Raw genomic sequence first — 23,934 nt, 5'->3', positions numbered from 1 at the left:
AGGAGTTGATCGATGCGCGACGCCGAGGAGTTCGACGCCTTCTACGCCGCGTCGGCCCACCGGGTGCTGGGACACCTGTACGCGATGGTCGGCAGCCGGACCGAGGTCGAGGACGCGGTGGCGGAGGCGTATGCCCGGGCGTGGGACCGCTGGGCGTCGGTGCGGCAGTGTGACAGCCCGGAGGCGTGGGTGCGCAGCGTGGCGTACCGGGTGGCGGTGAGCGCGTGGCGCAAGACGGTGAACCGGTTGCGCGCTCACCGCCGGGAGTCCACCGAGCGGCACGTCGAGGCGGCGTCGGTCGATCATGTCGCCGTGGTGGACGCCCTGCGCCGGATCTCCGCCGACCAGCGCCGGGTCGTCGTGCTGCACCACCTGGTCGGCCTCAGCGTGGCCGAGATCGCGGCGGAGACCGGCGCCAACGCCAACACCGTCAAGACACGGCTCGCCCGGGGGCGTCGGGCCCTCGCCGCGTACCTGACCGAGAACGAGTACGAGAGCACGGGCGGGGGGAGGAGCCATGACCTCTGAGCAGAATCTCGACGAGGCCCTGCGGGCGCTGGCCCGACACGGCGGGCAGGGGCGGGTCCCGGTCGTCTCCGACATCCGCCGCCGGGGTGACCTGCGGCGTCGCCGCCGGCAGGTCGCGTCGGTCGCGGTGGGCGCCCTCCTGGTCGGCGTGCTCGGCGGCGGCGCCGTGGTGGCCCGCCTCGTCGGCGCGCCGCCGGGCACCCCGTCGGCCCGGCCGGGCCGACGGCGGCCACCGCCCCGCCCAGCGCCGCCCCGCCCACTGCCACCCCGTCCAGCTCCGGGCCGCCCAACTCCGGGCCGACCGGCGGCACGTCCAGCCCGTCGGGCACCGACGCGGTGCTCTCCGGCCAGCGCCAGGTCACCGTCGTGCGAGTCTCCGACCAGGCGGCCGGGCTGTCGCTGCTCGACGACGGGCGGCTCGCCGAGGTCGACGGCGACGAGGGTCGTCAACTGTTCGTGTTCGCTCCGCAGGGGCCGGACACGTACCTGATCCGCACCGCGGAGCGGGGCACCGGCGACCTGACCGACACCTGCTGGGAGGTCCGCTCGGCGGGCAGCGAGCCACTGCGGGTCGTCTCGGCCCCCTGCGCGGCCGACGAGCCGAGGCAGCGGTTCACGGTCGTCCGCGACGGCCAGCGCGACGGCAAGCCGACGTACGCGATCAGCAACAACGCCGCGTACCTACAGAACTCCTCGACCCGTGGCCTGATTCTTGAGGAACTCGGCGACGCGCCGCTGACCACCCGGTTCCGGCTCGTCGACAACGGCCCCGCTCCGCAGTGACCACCGGCGTGCCCGAGCGGGCGTCTCGGGTGGGGACCGGGCAACCGGCGATGCCAAACGGGCGATCGTTATGAACGGATATGCCGCTGATGCCCGTTCCGGCCTGCCCGTTCGGGGCTTGCGGACGGGCAGCAAATCCACCAGATTGACCTGCATGTGACCGCGGTCACCCGCCGTTAACGGTGTTACAAAAAGACACACGGCCGGGCGGGAGGTGAGAAGTGGACGCAACACAGCGCAGACACCACATCCTCACCTTGGCGCGCCGGCAGGGCGACGTCGACGTGCAGAAGCTCGCCGCCGACCTGGCCGTCGCGCCGGAGACGATCCGGCGTGACCTCAGCCTGCTGGCACAGCAGGGCCTGGTACGCCGGACCCACGGCGGCGCGTACCCGGTGGAGACCGCCCGCTTCGAGACCACCCTGGAGACCCGGGCCACCAGGATGGTCGTGGAGAAGCGGCGGATCGCCGCCGCGGCCGTGGAGCACCTCGGCGACGCCGAGTCGGTCTTCATCGACGAGGGTTACACCCCGCAACTGGTGGCCGAGGCGTTGCCCACCCACCGGCCGCTGACCGTGGTGACCGCCTCACTGCCCACCGCGGCGGCGCTGGCCGCGTACCCGAGCATCACCGTGCTGTTGCTCGGCGGCCGGGTCCGTGGACGCACGCTGGCCACGGTCGACCACTGGGCCACCCGCATGCTCGCCGGCTTCGTCATCGACCTGGCCTTCGTCGGCGCGAACGGCATCTCCCGCGAGCACGGCCTGACCACGCCGGATCCGGCGGTGGCGGACGTCAAGGCCCGGGTGATGTCGGTGTCCCGGCGGGTGGTGTTCGCCGGGGTGCACACCAAGTTCGGCGGCCACAGCTTCTGCCGCTTCGCCGACGTCGCCGACGTCGACACCATCGTCACGGACGCCGCGCTGCCGGCCTCCGAGGCACACCGGTACTCACTGCTCGGCCCGGTGGTGCTGCGCGTCTGAGCGCCCCCGGCTGATCCTCTCCTTCACCCACCACACCACCACGGAGGTTTGCTGTGCCCAATACACGGTCTTCTCGCCGATGGCGCGGCGCGGTCGCCGTAGCCCTCACGGTCGGCCTGGCCTCGACCGCCTGCTCCGGAGCCGGCGGCGGCTCCTCCGGCGGCGACGGCACCGCCATCACCGTGCTCATGGTCGGCAACCCGCAGATGGAGGACCTGGCCAAGGTCACCGCCGACAACTTCACCAAGCAGACCGGGATCACGGTGCGGTTCACGATCCTGCCGGAGAACGAACTGCGCGACAAGGTGACCCAGGACGTCGCCACCCAGGGCGGGCAGTACGACGTGGCGACCATCGGCGCATACGAGGCGCCGATCTGGGCGCAGAACGACTGGCTGCACGAACTCAGCTCCTACGCCGACGCCGACACCGGATACGACAAGGGCGACCTGCTCCAGCCGATGGTCGCCTCGCTCTCCGGCGACGACGGCAAGCTCTACGCCGCGCCGTTCTACGGCGAGTCGTCCTTCCTGATGTACAACAAGGAACTCTTCGCGGCCAAGGGCATCACCATGCCGGAGCGGCCGACCTGGCAGCAGGTGGCCCAGTTCGCCGCCCAGCTCGACGACAAGAGCGCCGGGGTGTCCGGCATCTGCCTGCGCGGCCTGCCCGGCTGGGGCGAGCTGTTCGCGCCGCTGACCACCGTGGTGAACACCTTCGGCGGCACCTGGTTCGAGAAGGACTGGACGCCCAAGGTGAACTCGCCCGAGTTCACCGAGGCGACAAAGTTCTACGTCGACCTGATCCGCTCGCACGGCCAACCGGGCGCCCCGCAGGCCGGCTTCACCGAGTGCCTCAACACGTTCGGCCAGGGCAAGGCGGCGATGTGGTACGACGCCACCTCCGCCGCGGGCACGCTGGAGGACCCCAACTCCAGCACCGTGGCCGGCAAGGTCGGCTACGCGTACGCGCCGGTCAACAAGACGGACTCCTCGGGCTGGCTCTGGGCCTGGGCGCTGGCCATGCCGAAGACCACTAAGAACGCCGACGCCGCCTGGAAGTTCATCTCCTGGGCCACCGGTAAGGAGTACGAGGCGCTGATCGGCTCCTCGCTCGGCTGGTCCCGGGTGCCGGCCGGCAAGCGCCAGTCCACCTACCAGATCGCCGAGTACCGGGACTCCGCCACCGCCTTCGCGGACATCACGCTCAAGTCCATCCAGGAGGCCGACCCGGTCAACCCGGGAGTGCAGCCGCGGCCCGCGCTCGGAGTGCAGTTCGTCGGCATCCCGGAGTTCGCCGACCTCGGCACGAAGGTCTCCCAGGAGGTGTCGGCCGCCATCGCCGGCCAGGTCAGCGTCGACAAGGCGCTCGCCGACGGCCAGCGGCTGGCCGAGGACGTCGCGAACAAACACCGGTAGTCGCGCGCCGGGGCCGGCCGACCGGCCGGCCCCGGCCCTGCCCGAGGCGGATCGATGACCACGACCATCACCACCGGTGCGGGCGCGACACCGCGCCCCACCGCACGACCCTCCCAGCCCGGCCGGGGGCAACGCTGGTCCCGCCGGGCCCCGCTGCTGCCCGCCCTCATCTTCGCCATCGTGGTGACCCAACTGCCGTTCCTGTTCACCCTCTATCTCTCCACCCAGAGCTGGAACGTGCTGCGTCCCGGCAGCCGCGAGTTCATCGGGCTGGCCAACTACGGGCGGGTGCTCACCGACGACCGGCTGCGCGCCGCCCTGCTCAACACGGTGGTGCTCACCGCCTCGTCGGTGATCCTCTCCGTGCTGCTCGGCCTCGGCCTGGCCATCCTGCTCGACCGCAAGTTCCCCGGCCGGGGCATCGTGCGGACCCTGCTCATCACCCCGTTCCTGGTGATGCCGATGGCGGCGGCCCTGCTCTGGAAGCACGCCATCTACAACCCGTCCTACGGCCTGATCAACGGCATCCTCGGCGGCAGCACCGACTGGGTGTCGCAGTACCCGATGGTCTCCGTGGTCGCCGCGCTGGTCTGGCAGTGGACCCCGTTCATGATGCTGATCATCCTGGCCGGCTTGCAGGGCCAGTCCCTGGAGACCCTCGAAGCCGCCCGGGTGGACGGCGCCGGGCCCTGGCAGACCTTCACCCGGGTGACCCTGCCCTACCTGCGGCCGTACCTGGAACTGGGCGCCCTGCTCGGCTCCATCTACCTGGTGCAGACCTTCGACGCCGTCTTCACCATCACCCAGGGCGGGCCGGGCCGGGCCACCACCAACCTGCCGTACGAGATCTATCTGACCACCTTCCGCAAGTTCGAGTACGGCGAGGCCGCCGCGGCCGGCGTCGTGGTGGTGATCGGCACCATCATCGTCGCCACCTTCGCGCTGCGGGTGATCTCCAGCCTGTTCCGGATGGAGGACGCTCGATGACCGCGCTACGTCAACGCGCCGCCGGCGCGACCCGTCGCAGCACCGCCAGCCCGGCCCGGCGCAGCGCCGGCCTGACCGGAGCGGTCTGGACCGTACTGGCCTGGCTCGCCGGGCTGCTGTTCTTCCTGCCGGTGTTCTGGATGGTGCTCACCGGCTTCAAGCGGGAGGTCGACGCCGCCAGCAACCCGCCGTCCTGGTTCTTCACCCCGGTGCTGGACGGCTACCGGCAGGTCTTCGACCGGGACATCGCGCCGTACCTGCTCAACTCGGTGATGGCCAGCGTGATGTCCACGCTGCTGGTGCTGCTGCTGGCCACCCCGGCGGCGTACGCGCTGTCGATCCGGCCGGTCGCCAAGTGGCGCGACGTGCTCTTCTTCTTCATCAGCACGAAGATGCTGCCGATGGTCGCCGCCCTGCTGCCGATCTACCTGCTGGTCAAGGAACTCGGCATGCTGGACAACATCTGGACCATGGTCGTGCTCTACACGGCCATGAACCTGCCGCTCGCGGTGTGGATGATGCGCTCGTTCCTGCTGGAGGTGCCGCCGGCGCTGATCGAGGCGGCGGCGATGGACGGGGCCAACCTGATCGTCACCATCCGGCGCATCCTGCTGCCGATCGTCGCGCCCGGCCTCGCCGCCACCGCGCTGATCTGCTTCATCTTCAGCTGGAACGAGTTCTTCTTCGCGGTCAACCTGACCGCCACCCGGGCCGGCACCTCGCCGATCTTCCTGGTCGGTTTCATCACCTCCGAAGGGCTCTTCCTGGCCCGGCTCTGCGCCGCGGCGACGATCGTGTCGCTGCCGGTCGTGCTCGCCGGCTGGATCGCCCAGAAACAACTCGTCCGAGGACTCTCCATGGGGGCGGTCAAGTGAAGGCAGCAGTCATCGTCACGCCGGGTCAGATCAGCGTGGAGTCCGTGCCGGACCCCACGCCCGGCCCGCGGGACGTGGTCGTCGAGGTGGCCGGGTGCGGGATCTGCGGCACCGACCTGCACATCATGGACGGCGAGTTCGCCCCCGCGTACCCGATCGTGCCGGGCCACGAGTTCGCCGGCACGGTGGTCGCCCTCGGGCGGGACGTCACCGAGCTGCGGGTCGGCGACCCGGTCGCCGTCGACCCGTCGCTGCACTGCGGCGAGTGCTACCAGTGCCGGCGCGCCCGGGGAAACCTCTGCGAACGCTGGAACGCCATCGGGGTCACCGTCTCCGGCGGCGCGGCCGAGTACGCCCTCGCGCCGGTCCGCAACTGCGTCGCCCTGCCCGAAGGCGTCGCGCCGGCCGACGCCGCCCTGATCGAGCCGCTCTCCTGCGCCGTACGCGGCTTCGACGTGCTGCCCCGACGGCTGGCCGACCACTACCTCATCTACGGCGCGGGCACCATGGGCCTGATGATGCTGGAGCTGGCCAAGCGCTGCGGCGCGGCGACCGTCAGCGTGGTCGACCTGAACCCGGATCGCCTCGCCACGGCGGTGCAGCTGGGCTGCTCGGTGCACGCGGCCAGCGCCGACGAACTGGACCGGCCGCGCGGCTGGGACGTGGTGATCGACTGCACCGGCGTGCAGGCCGCCATCGAAGACGGCCTGCGCCGGGTCGCCCCGGCCGGCACGTTCCTCCAGTTCGGCGTCTCCGAGTACAAGACCCGGGTGCCCGTCGAGCCGTACCGCATCTACAACCAGGAGATCAGCATCACCGGCTCGATGGCCGTCCTGCACAGCTTCGAGCGCGCCGCCGAACTCTTCGCCGTCGGTGTCCTGGACCCGGCGGTCTTCATCAGCCACCGCTTCCCCCTGGCCTCCTACGCCGACGCCATGACCCAGTTCCGCGCCGGCATCGGCCGAAAACTCCTCATCACCTAACCGATGGTAAGGAGGGGGCCCTTCTTAACGCCTGCGGTAGAGGAGGGGTCCCCTATTAACACGCCTCGACGGGGTGTTGGCCGGGGTGCGCGTTTGGGCGACTCGATCCGGGGCGGGTCTGTCTGGGGCTGGATCTGTTCGGGAGGGACTGGCTGGCGGGCTGGCGGGCGTCGGCGGTAGGTCGGGCGGGTGTAGTCGAGTAGCCGGTCGGTGGGCTGGCTGCGGCGTGGCTTTCGGGTGATCTCCGTGGGAGGCGTCTGACTCCGGGGTGGCCGTGAACAGCTGTTCGTGTCGGTCGTGTGAACTCGTGTGAACAGTTTCTTCGCACGTCATCGGCCGTTCGGGTGGTGCTTGGTGCCGATTTCGGGAGTCTGGTTGTGAACAACGTGCGGGCTCTTGTTCGCTGTCACGTAATCCGATAGAACACGAGGAGGTCCGCTGCGCGGCCCGTCCGCCTCGTAGTTCTAGGAGGACTACTTCATGGCACGTTCACCTGGTGCGGGCTCCTCCTCGCCCGCCATCTCCCGCCGCGGGGTGCTGCAGTTGGGCGGCAGCATCGCGCTCCTGCTCGGCACCGGCGCCTGCGCCGCGAACAGCGGCTCGAAAACGGACAACGGCGCGTCCGGTGGCCCGACCGCCAGCACGCTGCGGATCGCGGTGTCGAGCTACCTGTCCAGCTGGGATCAGGATTTCGTCGGCTTCGACCTGACCGCGCTGATGCTCTACAAGAACGTCTTCCCCTACATGATCGACTACGGCGTCACCAACGCGGGCGACAGCCAGATCCTCGACACCCAGAACATCACCCCGACCTTCGCCGAGTCCTTCGAGCCGGACGCCGAGCAGAAGGTCTGGACCCTCAAGCTGCGCCGCGGCGTCAAGTTCGCCAGCGGCAACGAGATGACCTCGGCGGACGTCAAGTGGTCCAAGGACCGGGCGTTCGCCGCCCAGGCGAACGTGGCCGGCATCTACCGCACCATCGGCCTGACCGCCGCCGACCAGGTCAAGGTCGTCGACGACTACACCGTCGAGTTCCACCAGGCCTTCCCCAGCGCCCTCGCCCGGCAGATCCAGGCGATCTCGCTGTACGTCTTCGACTCGGTGGAGGCCAAGAAGCACGCCACCGCCGACGACCCCTGGGCCAAGGAGTGGTTCGCCAAGAACGCCCCCACCGGCGGCTACTACAACGTCGCCAAGGCCACCCAGGGGCAGGAGATCGAACTCACCGCGAACACCGGCTACCCGGGGCCCGACCCGGCCCGGACGCCGACGATCCGGATCTCCGTGGTGCCGGCCGCCGCGAACCAGCGGCTGCAACTGGAGGCCGGCGACATCGACATCGCCCTCGGCGTCAGCCAGCGGGACGTCCAGGACCTGCGCAATGCCGACGGGATCAAGGTGATCTCGGCGGCCAGCAACCGGCAGGTCGCCATCCAGATGTCGGTCACCTCGGCGCCGTTCGACAACGTCGACGTCCGCAAGGCCCTCGCCTACGCGGTGCCCTACGAGCAGATCATCAACAACGTGTACGGCGGCGACGCCCGCCCCACCAAGAGCCCGGTGCCGCTGGACATGCCCGGGTACGACGAGAGCGGCTACCCGTTCACCCATGATCTCGACCAGGCGCGGGCCGCGCTGGCCGCCGCCGGCCGGAGCACGGTCGACTCGGAACTCGTCTTCGAGGCGGACAACGAGGAGCAGCAGCGCATCGCCGTGCAGGTGCAGAGCGAGGCGGCGAAGGTCGGCATCAACCTCAAGCTGACCCCGCTGGACCCGGCCACCCTCGGCGAGCGGCGGACCCGCAAGAACATCCCGTTGCAGCTCACCTCCGGACAGCTCTGGGTCAACGACGTCGAGTACATGCTCGCCACCAGCTTCGTCAAGGGCGCGAACCTCAACTATTCCAACTACACCAATCCGGAGATCGAGCAGATCTACGAGCAGTCCCACACCACCGTCGACGAGTCGGCCCGCAACGCGCTCTGGAAGCGGGTGCAGCAGATCCTCGCCACGGACGTGCCCTGGGTGGTGGTCTGCCAACCCAACTTCAACCTGCCGGTACGCGAGGCTGTGGCCGGCTGGGTGCAGCCGATGGACGGCCTGGCCCGACTGCGTTACCTGACCGCCTCCGCCTGACCCGGACCGGCGCCCTTCATGCGAATTCTCCGTTTCGTCGTCAGGCGGCTGCTCCAGCTCATCCCGGTGCTGCTCGGGGTGGTCGTCCTGACGTTCCTCCTGGTCCGGGTGCTGCCCGGCGACCCCATCCGGACCATCCTCGGGCAGAACGCCAGCGAGGCGGATGCTGCCGCGGCCCGCGCCCGGTTCGGGCTGGACCAGCCGCTGTGGCGACAGTTCCTCGACTACCTCGGTGGTCTGGTCACCGGAGATTTCGGCACGTCCATCCAGAGCGGCGCTCCGGTCGGCGGCGAGATGGCGTTGCGGGTGGGGCCGACCCTGGAACTGGTCGCGATCGCGGTCTCCATCGCGCTGGTGGTGGCCACCGTGCTCGGCGTCTGGTCGGCCCGGCACGCCAACCGCCTCGGCGACCACAGCATCCGGCTGTTCGCCCTGGCCGGCAACTCCATCCCGGAGTTCTGGCTCGGCCTGGTGCTCGTCCTGGTCGGCTACAGCGTGCTGGGCTGGTTTCCCGCGCCCAGCGGGCGGGTCGACCCGGACACCAACCTGACCCCGCTGACCGGCGCCGACCTCGTCGACGCCGTGCTCACCGGGAACGGAGCGGCCGTCACCAGCGCCGCCGCCCACCTGGCGCTGCCGGTACTCACGCTGGTCGTCGGCGTGGTGGCGCCGCTGCTGCGCAGCGTACGGGCCTCGGCGCTGGAGGTGCTGAACTCCGAGGCGTACGCCGCGGCGGCGGCGCACGGACTGCCGCAACGAACCCTGCTCTACGGCTACCTGCTGCGGTCGACCCTGCTGCGCCTGCCGGCGCTGGCCGCACTGGTGTTCGGCACCGCCATCGGCTCCACCGTCCTGGTCGAGTACGTCTTCTCCTGGCAGGGCTTCGGCCAGTGGGCGCTGCGCGGCCTGCTCTACCGGGACTACCCGGTGGTACAGGCGTCCGTCCTGGTGATCGCGCTCTGCTATGTGCTGGTGTTCCTCATCGCCGACGTGGTCCACGCGATTCTCGACCCGAGAGTGAGGGTCTGATGGCCGACCTGCGCACCGCCGGTCCCGCAGAGGGCGCGGCACCCGTCACGCGCCGCCGGGAGGACCGTTTCTCCCGCGTACTGATCATCACCGGCGCGACCATCCTGGCGCTGGTCGCGGTCGCCGCGGTGGGCGCGCCTCTGTTCAGCTCGTGGGGCGCGACGGAGATCGACCCGGCCGCCACCCTGGCCGCGCCGGGCGGCGACCACCTGCTCGGCACCGACGGCAACGGCATGGACATCTGGAGCCGGGTGCTGTACGCCGCCCGGCTGGACCTGGGCATCGCGGTGGCCGCCGTCGCGCTCGCCGTGCTGGTCGGCACGCTGCTCGGCCTGGTGGCCGGCTACCGTGGCGGCTGGCTCGACGACGTGCTGATGCGCGTGGTCGACATCTTCCAGGCCTTCCCCACCTTCATCCTCGCGCTGGCGGTGGCCGCCCTGCTCGGCAACGGCACCGTCAACCTGATCATCACCATCGCGGCGGTGAACGCCCCGGCGTACGCGCGGCTGGTCCGCGCCGAGGTACGCACCCAGCGCGAGTTGCCCTTCGTCGACGCCGCGGTGACCTCCGGCGCCTCGACGGCGGGCATCCTCTGGCGGCACCTGCTGCCCAACAGCCTCACCCCGGTCCGGGTGATCGCCCCGCTGAACTGCGGCTGGGCGATGCTCACCCTGGCCGGGCTCTCCTTCCTCGGCCTGGGCGTGAGCATCCCGGAGGCCGAGTGGGGGGCCATGATCAGCCTCGGCGCGGCGGACGTGGTCGGCGGCCGGTGGTGGACCAGCGTCCCGCCCGGTCTGGCCCTGTTCGTCTCCGTCCTGGGGTTCAGCCTGCTCGGCGAGGGCCTGCAGGAACGCGCGAACGCGAAGCGGCGGTGACCATGCTCTCCATCGAGAACCTCTCCGTGGTCATCCACCGCGCCGGCCGGCAGGTGGCCGCGCTCAGCGACGTCACCCTCGCCGTGCGGCCGGGCGAGGTGGTCGGTCTGGTGGGGGAGAGCGGCGGCGGCAAGAGCATGGTCGCCCGCGCCGTGGTCGGGCTGCTTCCCGTCGGCGCGCAGACCAGCGGACGGGTCCGCTTCGGCGACGCGGACGTGCTGCGGATGGACGAGACCGCCCTGGCCGGGCACCGGGGACGGGGCGCGGCGATCTGTTTCCAGAACCCGCGCGGGGCGCTCAGCCCGACCCGGACCGTCGGGCGTCAACTGACCGACCGGCTCGTCACCCATCAGGACATGTCCGCCGAGCGGGCCCGGGAGGCCGCCCGGGAGCTGTTCGAGGCGGTCGGCATCCGCAACCCGCAGCGCCGGCTCGACGCGTACCCGCACGAGCTCTCCGGGGGCATGGCCCAGCGGGTGATGATCTCGCTGGCCACCGGCTGCGCTCCCGGCCTGCTGATCGCCGACGAGCCGACCACCGGCCTGGACGTGACGCTGACCCGGGAGATCCTGCGGCAGTTCCGGCACGCCGCCGACGTGGACGGCCGCAGCGTCCTGCTGATCTCCCACGACCTCGCCTCGATCGCACAGGTCTGCGACCGGGTGGTGGTGCTCTACGCCGGCACGGTGGTGGAGAGCGGACCCGCCGGGCAGGTCTTCGGTGAGCCGGCGCACCCCTACACCCGGGCGCTGCTGCGCTCGGTGCCCGGCGTCGACGGTCGGCCGGTCGTGGCCACCCCGGGCGCCATGCCGCTGCTCCGAGCGGCACCGCGGAGCTGCCCGTTCGCGACCCGTTGTGCCCACGCCGACGGCGACTGCACGGCCCGCCGCCCGCTCACCATGCCCGTCGCCGGCCCCACCGAGGACTGGTCGCTGGCCTGCTTCCACCCGCAGAGCGGGCTGATCGTCACCGGCCCGGCGACGCCAGCCCAGGTGGGACCGGTCGACGCCGCCGACGCGGTGCCGGCCCGCGACACCGGACCCGAGGCCGCGCCGCCGGGACCGGCGGTACTGGAGATCGAGGACGCGCACGTCGTCTACCGCAGCCGGTTCGGCTCCGGCGGGCACCACGCGCTGCGGGGTGTGAGCCTGCGGCTGGCCCCCGGCGAGACGCTCGGCGTGGTCGGGGAGAGCGGCTGCGGCAAGAGCACCCTCGCCAAACTCATCATGGGTCTGGTCGCGCCCACCGCCGGCACGGTCACCGTCGCCGGGCAGCACCTGGTGCGGCAGCCGGGACGTCCCGCGGCCCGGGGACGGGCGCTGCGCCGGCTGCGTACCCGCGTCCAACTCGTCTTCCAGGACCCGATCGGCTCGCTCAGTCCGCGCCGCACCGTCGGCGACTCCGTCGCCGAACCGCTGAGGGCCGCCGGGCTGCCCGCCGCCCAGCGTGACGCCCGGGTCGCCGCGGTGCTGGACCGCATGGAACTCGACCGCTCGATCCTGCGGCGGTACCCGCATGAACTCTCGGGCGGCCAGGCACAGCGCATCGGCATCGCCCGCGCCCTGGTCGGCGAGCCGGACCTGATCGTCTTCGACGAGCCGACCTCGGCCCTCGACGTCACCGTCCAGGCCCAGATCCTCGACCTGATCGCCGACGTGACCGCCGACACCGACCGGGCCTCGGTCTTCATCTCGCACGACCTGGCCACCGTCCGAGGCTTCGCCGACCGGGTCGCGGTGCTCTACCTCGGCCGGGTCGTCGAGGAGGGACCGGTCGACGTCGTCTTCGACACCCCCCGGCATCCCTACACCCGGGCGCTGCTCGCCAGCGCCCCCCGCCTCGGCGGACCGCCCGCCGGCACCGGCGGGGTGGAGCTGGTCAAGGACCTGGAGGAGACCGACGCGGCGACCGGCTGCGCGCTCGCCGCCCGGTGCCCGTTCGTCACCGACACCTGCCGCTCCCAGCCGCAACACCTTCAGTCGTACGGCGCGAGCCGGGCCGCCTGCTGGCGGATCCCGGAACTCGCCGCCCTGATCGGAAAGCAGGCCGTCACGCCATGACCCGTCGTCCCATCCGGCTGGCCGTCGACATCGGCGGCACCTTCGTCGACGCGATGGAGTTGGACACGCGGAGCAACCGGGTGCGCTTCCGCAAGGCGTCCACCACGCCGGCCCGTCCCGCCGACGGGGTGCTCGCCGCGATCGCCGCGCTCGGCACCGACCTGTCCGAGGTGGAGCTCTTCACCCACGGGACCACCCTGGGGTTGAACGCGGTCCTGGAGCGCCGTGGCGGCCGGACCGGCATCATCACCAACGAGGGATTCCGGGACATCTTCCTGATCGGCCGGGGCAACGTCCCGCCGGACCACATGTACGACTTCACCTACCAGCGCCCGCCGAGCCTGGTGCAGCGCCGCTTCACCGCGGGCGTACGGGGCCGCCTCGACCATCGGGGCCGGGTGGTCGAGGAGCTGGATCCGGACAGTGTCCGGGCCGCCGCCCGCAACCTGGTCGTGGAGCAGCAGGTCACCTCGATCGCCATCTGCTTCCTGCACTCGTTCCTGGACCCGAGCCACGAACGGGAGGCCGCGCGGCTGATCCGGGAGGAGTTCCCCGGCGTCAGCCTCTCGCTCTCCACCGACATCGTGCGGGAGTACCGCGAGTACGAGCGCACCAGCACCACCGTGCTGGAGGCGTACATCCGGCCGATCTTCGAGCGGTACGTCGACGAGCTGGAGTCCGGACTCGCCGAGCGGGGCTTCGCCGGGCAGTTCCTCATCATGCGCTCCGGCGGCGGTTCGATGACCAGCGCGGTGGCGAAGACCTCGCCCACGCACACCGTCCTCTCCGGCCCGGCCGGTGGCATCGTCGGCGCCGCCTACCTGGCCACCGAACTGGGGCGCGAGCGGCTGCTCACCTTCGACATCGGCGGCACCTCGCTGGACGCCTGCGTGATCGAGAACGGCGCCGCGGTCGCCGCGTACGAGGCCCAGCTGGAGCACTTCCCGCTGCTCATCCCGACGTACGACATCCGCACCATCGGCGCCGGCGGCGGTTCGATCGCCTGGCTGGACCGGGGGCTGCTCAAGGTGGGGCCGCAGAGCGCCGGAGCCGATCCCGGGCCGGTCTGCTACGGCCGGGGCGGCGCCAGCCCGACCGTCACCGACGCGGCGGTGGTACTCGGCTACGTGGACCCCGACCGCTTCCTCGCCGGCACGATGGGGCTGCACGACGCGGCGGCCCGCACGGCGATCAGGGAACAGCTGGCCGAGCCGCTCGGCCTCAGCGCGGCGGGCGCGGCGGCGGGGGTCTTCGACGTGCTGCTGGCCCGCACGGTCGGCGCGGTACGCCAGATCACCGTCGAGCGGGGACACGACCCCCGGCACTTCGCGCTGCTCGCCTTCGGTGGCGCCGGGCCCCTGCTGGCGCCGTTGCTGGCCCGGGAGATGGGCATCGGCGAGGTCATCGTGCCCTTCGCGCCGTCCGGCTTCTCCGCCTGGGGGATGTTGTCGGCGGACATCGTCAACGACTTCAGCCGTACCGTGATGGCCGCCCTGGACGACGTGGACCTGGCCGACCTGGAGGAGCTGTTCAAGGCGGTCGAGGCGGAGGCGGTCGCCTCGCTGGTGGCCCAGGGCGTGCCGGGTGACCAGGCCGTGCTGGAGCGCCAGTTCGAGGTGCGCTACCTGGGCCAGGAACACAGCCTGATGGTGACCGTCGGGTCGACGCTGGACCGCGACGCGGTCCGGGCCGCCTTCGACGAGCTGCACCGCGGCCGTTACGGCCACACCATGGGCAACCCGCTGCAACTGCTCAACCTGCGGGTACGCGGCATCGGCCGGACCGTCCGCCCGGAGCTGGGCACGCACCCGCGCGGCGACGGCGACCCGACCCGGGCGCTGCTCACCCACCGCGACGCGTACGACTTCGGCCGGCGCGCCGTGGTGCCGTTCGCGGTGTACGACCGGGCCGCGCTGGAGCCCGGCGACACCTTCGCCGGACCGGCGCTGGTCGACGAGGGCACCTCGACCACGGTGGTGCCCAGCGGCCAGCGGGTCACCGTCGACGAGCACCGCTACCTGCTGGTGACCCTGGAGGAGGCGCGATGACCACACTGGATGGCGCTCGGGTCGAGGTCGTGCGCAGCTACCTGCTGTCGGCGGCCGAGGAGATGCGGGCCACGCTGATCCGGACCTCGTTCAACCCGGTCATCTACGAGGTGCACGACTTCGGCCTGTCGATCTACGACGCCGACCTGCGGCTGGTCGCCGAGGCCACCGGGCTGACCTTCTTCCTGGGGGCCAACGACTACTCGCTGGCCAAGGGGGTGGCGTACGTGGGTCGGGAGAACCTGCACCCGGGTGACGTGGTGCTGCTGAACTACCCGTACTGGAACGCCGCGCACACCTACGACGCCACCCTCTTCGCGCCGGTCTTCCGACCGGATCCGGCGGACGCCGACGGCGACGGCGAGCTGGTGGGTTTCCTCTGCGTCCGGGCGCACTGGATGGATCTGGGGGCGAAGGATCCGGGGTACGTGCTGGACTCGACGGACATGCACCAAGAGGGGTTGATTTTTCCGGGGACGAAGGTGGTGTCCCGGGGAGAGCCGGTGCGGGAGATCCACGAGTTGATCCGGTTCAACTCGCGGATGCCGGACGCGGTGCTGGGGGACCTGCACGCCCAGATCGCCGCTCTGCGCACCGGAGAGCGCCGGCTGCTGGAGATCGTCGAGAAGTTCGGCCGCCCCACCGTGGCCGCCGCGGTCGACCACATCATCGCCGACGGCGAGGCCCGGACCCGGGCCGCGCTCGCCGCCCTGCCGCAGGGCACCTGGAGCGCCGAGGACTGGCTCGACGACGACGGCATCACCGACGACCCGGTGAAGATGCGGGTCACGGTCACCATCGCCGACGGGCGGTTCACCGTGGACTTCGCCGGCTCGGCCCCGGCCACCCGGGGCCCGATCAACATGCCGTTCGGCGCGACCGAGGCGATCTGCAAGGTCATCCTCAAGTCGTTGACCTCACCCGACGAGCCCTCGAACGCCGGCACGGTCGCCCCGCTGGAGGTCCGCGCGGAACCGGGCACCCTCTTCCACGCCGTCTACCCGCAGCCGACCTTCACGCTCTGGACCGGCATCGTCGCCGTCGAGCTGATCCTCAAGGCGTTGGCGCAGGGGATGCCGGAGCGATTGCCGGCGTCCAGTGGGGGCGACGTGCCGGGGTTCATGATGGTCGGCGCGGATCCGGGGACCGGTCGGATCTTCGCGGTCAGCAACAACGACCTGGTCGGCTGGGGCGCGACCGCCGACCACGACGGGATGGAGGCCGCCACCCATGTCTCCGGCAGCACCGGTCGGGGCACGCCGATCGAGGTGATGGAGGCCCGCACCGGGATGTTCTTCGAGCGGGTGGAGATTCGGGTGGATTCGGGGGGTGCGGGGCGTTTTCGGGGTGGGTGTGGGTTGCGGCGGGATATTCGTTTTGTGTCGTCGGGGGAGTTTCTTTCGGTGATCAAGAAGACGCGGAGTGCGCCGTGGGCGTTGGCGGGTGGGTTGTCGCCGGAGCCGAATCAGGTGGTGGTGTTTGCGGGTACGGGTCGTGAGGCGCGGGTGAGTACGTGTCGTACGGGGGTGGTTGCTGGTGATCGGGTGTCGTTGTTGACCGCTGGTGGTGGTGGTCATGGTGATCCGGGGTTGCGGGATCCGGAGGCGGTGCGTCGTGACGTGGCGGAGGGGTACGTCTCCGCCGAGGCCGCCCGCGACATCTACGGGGTCGACGTCGATGGCTGAGTCCACGGTCGACGGGGCAACCGTCGAGGTGATCGGCAGCTACCTCACCTCGGCCGCCGAGGAGATGCGGGTGACGCTGGTGCGGACCGCCTTCAACCCGGTCATCTACGAGGTGCACGACTTCGGCATCTCCGTCTACGACCGCCACCTGCGCCTGGTCGCCGAGTCGACCGGCCTGTCCCGGTTCCTCGGCGCGAACGACTACTCGCTGGCCAAGGGGGTGGCGTACGTGGGTCGGGAGAACCTGCACCCGGGCGACGTGGTGCTGCTGAACTACCCGTACTGGAACGCCGCGCACACCTACGACGCCACCCTCTTCGCGCCGGTCTTCCTGCCCGCCCCGGCCGGCCCCGCCGCTGCCGCTGCCGCTGCCGCTGCCGCCGACGGCGACGGCGACGGCGACGGCGAGCTGGTCGGCTTCCTCTGCATCCGGGCGCACTGGATGGATCTGGGGGCGAAGGATCCGGGGTACGTGCTGGACTCGACGGACATGCACCAGGAGGGCGTGATCTTCCCGGGGACGAAGGTGGTGTCCCGGGGAGAGCCGGTGCGGGAGATCCACGAGTTGATCCGGTTCAACTCGCGGATGCCGGACGCGGTGCTGGGGGACCTGCACGCCCAGATCGCCGCTCTCCGCACCGGCGAACGCCGGCTGGTCGAGGTGCACCGGCGGCACGGCACGGCCACCGTGGACGCCGTCGTCGAGCGGCTCATCGCCACGGCCGCCGACTCCGCCGCCGAGGCGGTGGCCGCGCTGCCGCAGGGCACCTGGAGCGCCGAGGACTGGCTCGACGACGACGGCGTCACCTCCGACCCGATCCTGATGCGGGTCACCGTGACCGTCGCCGACGGCACCTTCACCGTCGACTTCGCCGGCTCCTCGCCGGCCGTGCCGGGACCGGTCAACCTGCCGTTCGGCGCGACCATCGCCACCTGCCGCGTCGCCTTCAAGGCGATCACCACCCCCACCGAGCAGACCAACGCCGGACACTTCGCCCCGCTGCGGGTACGCGCCGAACCCGGGTCGCTGTTCCACGCCGAGTACCCGGCGGCGACCTTCACCCAGTGGACCGGGACGGTCGCCCTGGAACTGATCTACAAGGCGTTGGCGCAGGGGATGCCGGAGCGGTCGCCGGCGTCCAGCGGGGGTGACGTGCCGGGGTTCATGATGGTCGGCGTGGATCCGGAGACCGGTCGGATCTTCGCCGTCAGCAACAACGACCCGGTGGGCTGGGGCGCGACCGCCGACCACGACGGCATCGGACCGGCGAACCATCTCTGCCAGACCCAGGCCCGCAACACCCCCGTGGAGGTCCTCGAAGCGAAGACCGGGATGTTCTTTGAGCGGGTGGAGATTCGGGTGGATTCGGGGGGTGCGGGGCGTTTTCGGGGTGGGTGTGGGTTGCGGCGGGATATTCGTTTTGTGTCGTCGGGGGAGTTTCTTTCGGTGATCAAGAAGACGCGGAGTGCGCCGTGGGCGTTGGCGGGTGGGTTGTCGCCGGAGCCGAATCAGGTGGTGGTGTTTGCGGGTACGGGTCGTGAGGCGCGGGTGAGTACGTGTCGTACGGGGGTGGTTGCTGGTGATCGGGTGTCGTTGTTGACCGCTGGTGGTGGTGGTCATGGTGATCCGGGGTTGCGGGATCCGGAGGCGGTGCGTCGTGACGTGGCGGAGGGGTACGTGTCGGCCCAGGCCGCCCGCGACATCTACGGGGTGATCCTGTGACCGCCGGCGACCCGCCGAGCCTGCTGCTCGGCAACTGCACCGTCCTCGACGCCCGGGTGCTGGACGGCCTGGCCCCGGTGCCGGACGCCGGAGTCTGGGTACGCGACGACCGGATCGCCGCCGTCGGCCCGTACGCCGAGGTGGCGGCCCAGGCGCGGGTCGCCGGTGCGGTGACCGACGTGGACCTCGACGGGGCGTACCTCACCCCCGGCCTGGCCAACATGCACACCCACTTCTCGCTGTCGCTGCCCGGCTCCGGCGGCGACAACGTGAAGACCATGGGCCCGCACGACCTGGCCTACTACATGGCCGACGGGGCACGACGCACGCTGCACCACGGCGTGACCACGGTGCGCTGCGTCGCCGAGAAGGACCACGCCGACTTCGCGCTGCGCCGCGCCATCACCGCCGGCCGGATTCCCGGCCCCCGCATCCACACCGCCGGCCGCGCACTGGTCTGCACCGGCGGGCACGGGCACGAGAGCAGCGACACCCTGGAATGCGACGGGCCGGTCGGGTTCCGGCACGGTGTGCGCAGCCAGATCAAGGCCGGCGCGGACCTGATCAAGGTGATGATCTCCGGCGGCATCGCCGGCGAGCACGAGGGCATCCACACCCCCCAACTCTTCACCGACGAGCTGGCGGCCGTGCTGGAGACGGCGCACGCGTGGGGACGCAAGGTGACCGCGCACGCCGGACCGGCCGAGGTGATCGGCGCGGCGGTCGAGCTGGGGCTGGACTGCGTGGAGCACGGCTATCAGCTCACCCCGCAGGTGGTGGCCCGGATGGCCGAGCGGGGCACCGCGCTGGTGCCGACGCTGCTGGTGACCCGCTGCAAGGAGTTCTTCGACGAACTCGGCGTACCGGAGTGGATGCAGTGCCGCTCGCTTGGGGCCGGCCCCCGGCACCTGGAGAGCTTCGCGATGGCCGTGGACGCTGGCGTGGAGGTGCTGCTCGGCAGCGACATGCCGCCCTTCTGGCACTTCGAGGGCACCAACGCCACCGTCCGGGAGCTGGAGTACATGGCCGAGCGGATCGGCCCGGCGCGGGCCATCCACGCCGGCACCCGGGGACCCGTCCGGTGGCTGGGGGTCGAGGCGGACCGGGGCACCGTGCAGGCCGGCAAGGTGGCCGACCTGATCGCGATGGAGGACGACCCGCTCGCCGACACGTCGGCGTTCCGGGGCGTGCGATGGGTGATGAAGGGCGGCCGGATCGCCCGGGACGACCGGGGAGGGGCGGCATGACGTTCGTGACCGCCGACGCGGCACTGATCGCCGCGCTGATCGACGACCTGTACGCGGCCTTCCTCACCGGCGACCGCCAGCGCTTCGACGGGCACCTGCACGCCGACGTGACCACCTGGGAAACCCACCTACCCGGGCCGCTGCGCAGCCGCGCGGAGCTGGACGCGTACCGCGACCAGCGGGACGCCGCCGGGCAACGGCCCCGGCTGGCCGTGCTCACCGCGCAGGACAAGCGCATCGACGTCTGGGGCGAGGTCGGCCTCGCCCGCTACGTCCTGGTCGCGCGGAGCGGCGACGAGGACCCGCCGTCGGCGAGCCGCGTCACCGACGTGCTGCGACGCGTCGACGGCCGCTGGCAGATCGTGCACCACCACGCCGAGCTGTTGCGCGATCCGGTGGGTACGCGATGATCCGCCGGCTGGTCGCCTACCGCACCGGCGAGCCCACGCAGGTGCTGTCGGTGGCCGAGCTGCCGGACGACCCACCACCCGGCCCCGGCGAGGTCCAGCTCGCCGTACGGGCCGTCGGCCTGAACTTCCTCGACGTCTCCCTCTGCCGAGGGGAGTACCCGGTGCGGCCGGACCCGCCGATGACCCCCGGGGTCGAGGCGGCGGGCCGGGTGGTCGCGGCCGGTGCCGGCGCCGAGCAGCTGCTGGGCCAGGAGGTCGTCGCCTGTCCGGCGCTGCCGCGTGGCGCGCTCGGCTCCACGGTGACGGTGGACGCCGCCGTGGTGGTGCCCCGTCCGTCCACGATCGACCCGACCATTGCGGCGGCGCTGCCGGTCACGTACCAGACCGCGTGGTTCGCGCTGGCGCGGGCCCGGCTGACCGCCGGAGAGACGGTGCTGGTGCACGCGGGCGCCGGTGGGGTGGGCATCGCCGTCACCCAGCTCGCGGTCGCCCGTGGGGCGCGGGTCATCGCCACCGCGGGCGGCCCGGCGAAGACCGCCGTCTGCCGGGACCAGGGCGCCGAACTGGCCGTCGACTACACGAGCGAGGACTTCGTGGCCGCGGTCCGCGACGCCACCGACGGAGGCGGCGTCGACGTGGTCGTCGACCCGGTCGGCGGTGACGTGCTGGCCCGGTCGCTGGACTGCCTCGCGTTCGAGGGCCGGTTGGTCACCGTGGGCGCGGCCGGCGGCGCACCACCGCCGGTCGACCCGGGCCGGCTGATCGCGGCCAACGCCGACCTCGTCGGGCTCTCCTGGGGGTCCCGGTACCCGTGGCGCCGCCCGGAGCAGGTCCGCGCCGCCTACCAGGCCCTCTTCGACCTCTGCGGCTCCGGGGCGGTCCGACCACCGGTCAGCCGGGTGGTGTCGCTTCCGCAGGCGCCGGCGGCGCTCGACGAACTGGCCGGCCGGCGGACGATCGGCAAGATCATCGTACGGCTCGACGAGAAGGAGTGATCATGACCGGCAGCGCCGACGGCGACATGGAGATCTACGACCTCAAGGTGACCGTGGACCGGATCGAGGGGCGGTCGGTCTGCGGCATGGCGACCGGCGACTCGTTCGAGCTGACCAACAGCGCCCACCTGCGACTGCCCGACGGCCGACACTTCTGCGTGTACGCCCTCGCCGCGGTGCTGCCCTTCCTCGCCGCCAAGCAGCGCGACCTGGCCGCCGGTGACTGGCTCGCCCAGGACTCGCACTTCGCCTGCCCGGACCCGGAGGAGCGGCTCGTCATGAAGGTGGAACGCACCTGCCGGCGGCGGATGAACTCGGCGGACCTCACCTGATGACCGTCGAGATCGGACTCGGCCTGCAGAGCGACAAACCCGCCGGCGCCTACGCCCGGCTGGCCCGCGCCGCCGAATCGTACGGCTTCGACGTGCTGACCGTCTTCGGCGACCTGATGTACCAGCCGCCGATCTTCCCGTTGCTGGAGATCGCGCAGGCGACCAGCCGGGTACGGCTCGGCCCGGCCTGCCTCAACCCGTACTCCCTGGCGCCGTACGAGATCGCCGGGCAGATCGCCGCGCTCGACCTCGCCTCCCGGGGCCGGGCCTACCTGGGCCTGGCCCGCGGGACCTGGCTCGGGGCGGTCGGCCTGGCCCAGCCGAGGCCGCTGGCCACGATCGAGGACGCGACGGCGGTCGTCTACCGGCTGCTGCGCGGTGACCGGACCGGCTATCGGGGACAGGTCTTCTCGCTGGCCCCGGAGACCGCGCTGCGCTACGCCGTGCAGCGGCCCGATCCGCCGCTGCTGATCGGTGCCTGGGGGCCCCGGGGAGCGGCCCTGGCCGGCCGGATCGCCGACGAGATCAAGGTGGGCGGCAGCGCCAACCCCGACATGGTGCCGGTCGTCCGCGACCGGCTCCGGGTCGGCGCGGTCGCCGCCGGACGCGACGTCGACGAGATCGGCATCGTGCTCGGTGCCGTGACCGTGGTCGACACCGACGGCGAGGCGGCCCGGAGCCGGGCCCGCACGGAGGTCGCCATGTACCTCGCCGTGGTGGCGGAGCTGGACCCGACCGTCACCCTGCCGGACGGCCTGGTGGCGCGGGTCGGGCAGCTGGTCGACGCGGGCGAGCACGACGCCGCCGGCCGTCTCGTTCCCGACGAGGTGCTCGACCGGTTCGCCTTCTCCGGCACCCCGGCCCAGGTCGCCGCCCAGGCCCAGCGGCTCATCGACGCCGGGGTCCGGCGGGTCGAGTTCGGCACACCGCACGGGCTGACCGACGACCGTGGCGTGGAGCTGCTCGGCTCGGCCGTGCTGCCCCTGCTTCGCCGCTGAGGAGAGTGGATGGACGTCACCGTGGTGGCCGGTCCGGAGCTGACCGCCGACATCGCGCTGCTGGAGTCGCTTACCACCGCCACGGCGGCGGGTCTCGGGGTCTCCGGCCGGCTGCTCGTCGCCGACTCGGCCGACGCGCTGCGGGCATCCGTGGCGGCGACGGCACCGCCGGTGGTGGTGCTACCCGGTCCCACCCCCGAGGCGCGGGCCCTGATCACCGGTGCCGCGCCGCACGTGCTCTGGTACGACCTCACCGCCGAGACCCCCGTCGCCGGTGCGCTCCACCTGCACGGCCGGGGCGTGTGGGGGCTGGCGTGGGCGATCCGCCACGCGGTGCACCGCCTCCGGTCGCCGGCCGCCCGGATCGCCTACGGTCCAGATCCCGACCAGTGGGGCGACCTGCGACTGCCGTCCCCGACCGGCCCACCCCCGGCGCCGGTCGCGGTGCTCCTGCACGGTGGCTTCTGGCGCTCCGTCTGGGGCGCCGACCTGATGGACGCCCTCGCCGTCGACCTCACCGCCCGGGGATACGCCTCGTGGAACGTGGAGTACCGACGGCCGGACCAGCACGGCTGGGACGCCACCACCGCCGACGTGGCGAGCGCCCTGGCGGTGCTGCCCGACCTCGCCGGCACCGGCGTGCTGGACCTGGACCGGATCGTCGTCCTCGGTCACTCGGCCGGTGGGCAACTGGCGCTACGGGCCGCAGCCGACCTGGTTGCCGGCACCGGTCCAGGCCCGCACCGTTCCGGGAACGCCGCCCCGGGCCTGCGGCTGGTGGTGTCGCTGGCCGGCGTCCTCGACCTCGCGGAGTCCGAGCGCCGTCAACTCGGCGACGGCGCGGTCGCCGCGGCGCTCGACGGGGCCCCGGCGACCGTACCGCAGCGGTACGCCACCAGCGACCCGATGGCGCGGCTGCCGCTGACGGTGCCCATCCTGCTGGTCCAGGGGGCAGGGGACAGCCTGGACCTCGTCGACATCAACCGGCGCTTCGCGGCGGCCGGTCGGGCGGCCGGCGACGACCTCGGCCACCTCGAACTGCCGGGCGACCACTTCGACGTCATCGACCCCGGCACGGCCATCTGGCGGGCCACCCTGGAACAGGTGGACCGCCGGCTCCGGCGCTGAGCCGGCGGCACCCGGATCGCCAGCACATTTCATGACAGTGAACAAGACCGGCTGCCTGTCCGGTCTCAGAACAGTCGGGGCGTGACGACCGAGACCACGGTGGTGACGGAGTCGGTGTCGTTGTACATGCGGTGCGGCACCGACGAGCGCAGATGCACGCTGTCGCCCGGGTGCAGGCGGTGCTCGACGCCGTTGACCTCGTACAGCAGCTCGCCGGAGATGACGTAGGCGAACTCCTCACCGGCGTGGCCGTACGCGTTCTCCCGCCGGCCGCCCGGCGCGATGTGCACCAGCATCGGTTCGAGGAGCAGGTCCGGCCCGCGTTCGGAGAGCATCCGGTAGGTCTGCTGACCCGAGACGTACTGGATGGCGGTGGTCTCCGCCCTGGTCAGCGTGAAATGGCTGGGCAGCGGGGTGACGGTGGCGCCTGAGGACCCGGCGTCGGCGTCGAAGAAGTCGCCCACCGTGCGGTCGAGCGCCTTGGCGACGCTGCCGAGGGCCGTCAGCCCGATCGAGGAGATGCCGCGCTCGACCTGGGAGAGGAAGCCGATCGACAGGTCGGCGCGGGCGGCGAGGCCGCGCAGCGTCAGCCCACGCTCCTTGCGGTACTGCCGGATCCGGGTACCGACCAGGCTGGCCGGCGTGCTGCCGGTGACCGCGGGCGCGGGGCGGGCCTGCTCGGGAACGGGATGACCTCCCATGGAACGCATG

21 protein-coding genes are annotated in these 23,934 nt (G+C 71.8%); 20 read left to right on the top strand and 1 reads right to left on the bottom strand.

The features are described from left to right. Positions 1-12: 12 nt before the first annotated feature. The 20 genes from ACQPYA_RS17715 to ACQPYA_RS17620 all read left to right on the top strand — a co-directional run bounded on the left by ACQPYA_RS17715 (position 13) and on the right by ACQPYA_RS17620 (position 23,223). The gene (locus ACQPYA_RS17715) at positions 13-528 is read left to right on the top strand and encodes an RNA polymerase sigma factor (RefSeq protein ID WP_433528196.1); all 516 of its coding nucleotides are present in this window, start codon (positions 13-15) and stop codon (positions 526-528) included. 366 nt (positions 529-894) lie between these two features. Then, entirely contained in the window at positions 895-1,311 is a 417-nt protein-coding gene (locus ACQPYA_RS17710; protein WP_433528195.1) for a hypothetical protein, read from the top strand. Positions 1,312-1,532: 221 nt separating this feature from the next. Then, complete coding sequence (locus tag ACQPYA_RS17705) at positions 1,533-2,294, top strand: DeoR/GlpR family DNA-binding transcription regulator (protein WP_433528194.1); 762 nt, start codon at positions 1,533-1,535, stop codon at positions 2,292-2,294. Positions 2,295-2,347: 53 nt separating this feature from the next. Next, the gene (locus ACQPYA_RS17700; RefSeq protein ID WP_433528193.1) at positions 2,348-3,712 is read left to right on the top strand and encodes an ABC transporter substrate-binding protein; all 1,365 of its coding nucleotides are present in this window, start codon (positions 2,348-2,350) and stop codon (positions 3,710-3,712) included. 54 nt (positions 3,713-3,766) lie between these two features. Continuing rightward, positions 3,767-4,699: a carbohydrate ABC transporter permease gene (locus ACQPYA_RS17695; RefSeq protein ID WP_433528192.1), complete on the top strand. Its 933-nt coding sequence runs from the start codon at positions 3,767-3,769 to the stop codon at positions 4,697-4,699. Beyond that, positions 4,696-5,574, top strand: coding sequence for a carbohydrate ABC transporter permease (locus tag ACQPYA_RS17690; protein ID WP_433528191.1), 879 nt, complete (start codon positions 4,696-4,698; stop codon positions 5,572-5,574). Before ACQPYA_RS17695 ends, ACQPYA_RS17690 begins: the two co-directional genes overlap by 4 nt. Continuing rightward, positions 5,571-6,557 (top strand): zinc-dependent alcohol dehydrogenase family protein, encoded by a 987-nt coding sequence (locus tag ACQPYA_RS17685; protein WP_433528190.1) that lies wholly within the window; start codon positions 5,571-5,573, stop codon positions 6,555-6,557. Before ACQPYA_RS17690 ends, ACQPYA_RS17685 begins: the two co-directional genes overlap by 4 nt. A gap of 480 nt (positions 6,558-7,037) precedes the next feature. Further along, entirely contained in the window at positions 7,038-8,693 is a 1,656-nt protein-coding gene (locus ACQPYA_RS17680; protein WP_433528189.1) for an ABC transporter substrate-binding protein, read from the top strand. A gap of 18 nt (positions 8,694-8,711) precedes the next feature. After that, positions 8,712-9,722 carry an ABC transporter permease gene (locus ACQPYA_RS17675; protein ID WP_433528188.1) on the top strand — a complete coding sequence of 337 codons (1,011 nt, stop codon included), beginning with the start codon at positions 8,712-8,714 and terminating at the stop codon, positions 9,720-9,722. Beyond that, positions 9,722-10,597 (top strand): ABC transporter permease, encoded by an 876-nt coding sequence (locus tag ACQPYA_RS17670; protein WP_433528187.1) that lies wholly within the window; start codon positions 9,722-9,724, stop codon positions 10,595-10,597. Before ACQPYA_RS17675 ends, ACQPYA_RS17670 begins: the two co-directional genes overlap by 1 nt. A 2-nt stretch (positions 10,598-10,599) precedes the next feature. Then, positions 10,600-12,657 (top strand): dipeptide ABC transporter ATP-binding protein, encoded by a 2,058-nt coding sequence (locus tag ACQPYA_RS17665; RefSeq protein ID WP_433533528.1) that lies wholly within the window; start codon positions 10,600-10,602, stop codon positions 12,655-12,657. Continuing rightward, a complete protein-coding gene (locus tag ACQPYA_RS17660) occupies positions 12,654-14,705 on the top strand; it encodes a hydantoinase/oxoprolinase family protein (protein ID WP_433528186.1) in 2,052 nt (683 codons plus the stop codon). Before ACQPYA_RS17665 ends, ACQPYA_RS17660 begins: the two co-directional genes overlap by 4 nt. Next, entirely contained in the window at positions 14,702-16,390 is a 1,689-nt protein-coding gene (locus ACQPYA_RS17655; RefSeq protein WP_433528185.1) for a hydantoinase B/oxoprolinase family protein, read from the top strand. Before ACQPYA_RS17660 ends, ACQPYA_RS17655 begins: the two co-directional genes overlap by 4 nt. Further along, positions 16,383-18,113: a hydantoinase B/oxoprolinase family protein gene (locus tag ACQPYA_RS17650; protein ID WP_433528184.1), complete on the top strand. Its 1,731-nt coding sequence runs from the start codon at positions 16,383-16,385 to the stop codon at positions 18,111-18,113. The genes ACQPYA_RS17655 and ACQPYA_RS17650 overlap by 8 nt, the downstream gene beginning before the upstream one ends. Next, complete coding sequence (locus ACQPYA_RS17645) at positions 18,110-19,360, top strand: amidohydrolase family protein (RefSeq protein ID WP_433528183.1); 1,251 nt, start codon at positions 18,110-18,112, stop codon at positions 19,358-19,360. Before ACQPYA_RS17650 ends, ACQPYA_RS17645 begins: the two co-directional genes overlap by 4 nt. Beyond that, positions 19,357-19,770, top strand: a complete 414-nt coding sequence (locus ACQPYA_RS17640; RefSeq protein WP_433528182.1) for a nuclear transport factor 2 family protein — start codon at positions 19,357-19,359, stop codon at positions 19,768-19,770. Before ACQPYA_RS17645 ends, ACQPYA_RS17640 begins: the two co-directional genes overlap by 4 nt. Further along, a complete protein-coding gene (locus ACQPYA_RS17635) occupies positions 19,767-20,765 on the top strand; it encodes a zinc-binding dehydrogenase (protein WP_433528181.1) in 999 nt (332 codons plus the stop codon). The genes ACQPYA_RS17640 and ACQPYA_RS17635 overlap by 4 nt, the downstream gene beginning before the upstream one ends. Positions 20,766-20,767: 2 nt before the next feature. Beyond that, the gene (locus ACQPYA_RS17630; protein ID WP_433528180.1) at positions 20,768-21,097 is read left to right on the top strand and encodes a TIGR04076 family protein; all 330 of its coding nucleotides are present in this window, start codon (positions 20,768-20,770) and stop codon (positions 21,095-21,097) included. Continuing rightward, positions 21,097-22,095: an LLM class flavin-dependent oxidoreductase gene (locus tag ACQPYA_RS17625; protein WP_433528179.1), complete on the top strand. Its 999-nt coding sequence runs from the start codon at positions 21,097-21,099 to the stop codon at positions 22,093-22,095. Before ACQPYA_RS17630 ends, ACQPYA_RS17625 begins: the two co-directional genes overlap by 1 nt. 9 nt (positions 22,096-22,104) lie before the next feature. After that, positions 22,105-23,223, top strand: coding sequence for an alpha/beta hydrolase family protein (locus tag ACQPYA_RS17620; protein WP_433528178.1), 1,119 nt, complete (start codon positions 22,105-22,107; stop codon positions 23,221-23,223). Positions 23,224-23,288: 65 nt separating this feature from the next. On the opposite strand, the gene ACQPYA_RS17615 is transcribed toward ACQPYA_RS17620, so the two are convergent. After that, positions 23,289-23,933 (bottom strand): helix-turn-helix domain-containing protein, encoded by a 645-nt coding sequence (locus ACQPYA_RS17615; RefSeq protein ID WP_433528177.1) that lies wholly within the window; start codon positions 23,931-23,933, stop codon positions 23,289-23,291. Between the last annotated feature and the right edge of the window lies 1 nt (position 23,934).

The organism is Micromonospora sp. CA-263727 (assembly GCF_050942455.1).
GTDB lineage: Bacteria > Actinomycetota > Actinomycetes > Mycobacteriales > Micromonosporaceae > Micromonospora.
The sequence above is the reverse complement of the archived record's forward strand: the minus strand, read 5'-3'. Positions and strand labels throughout refer to the sequence as shown.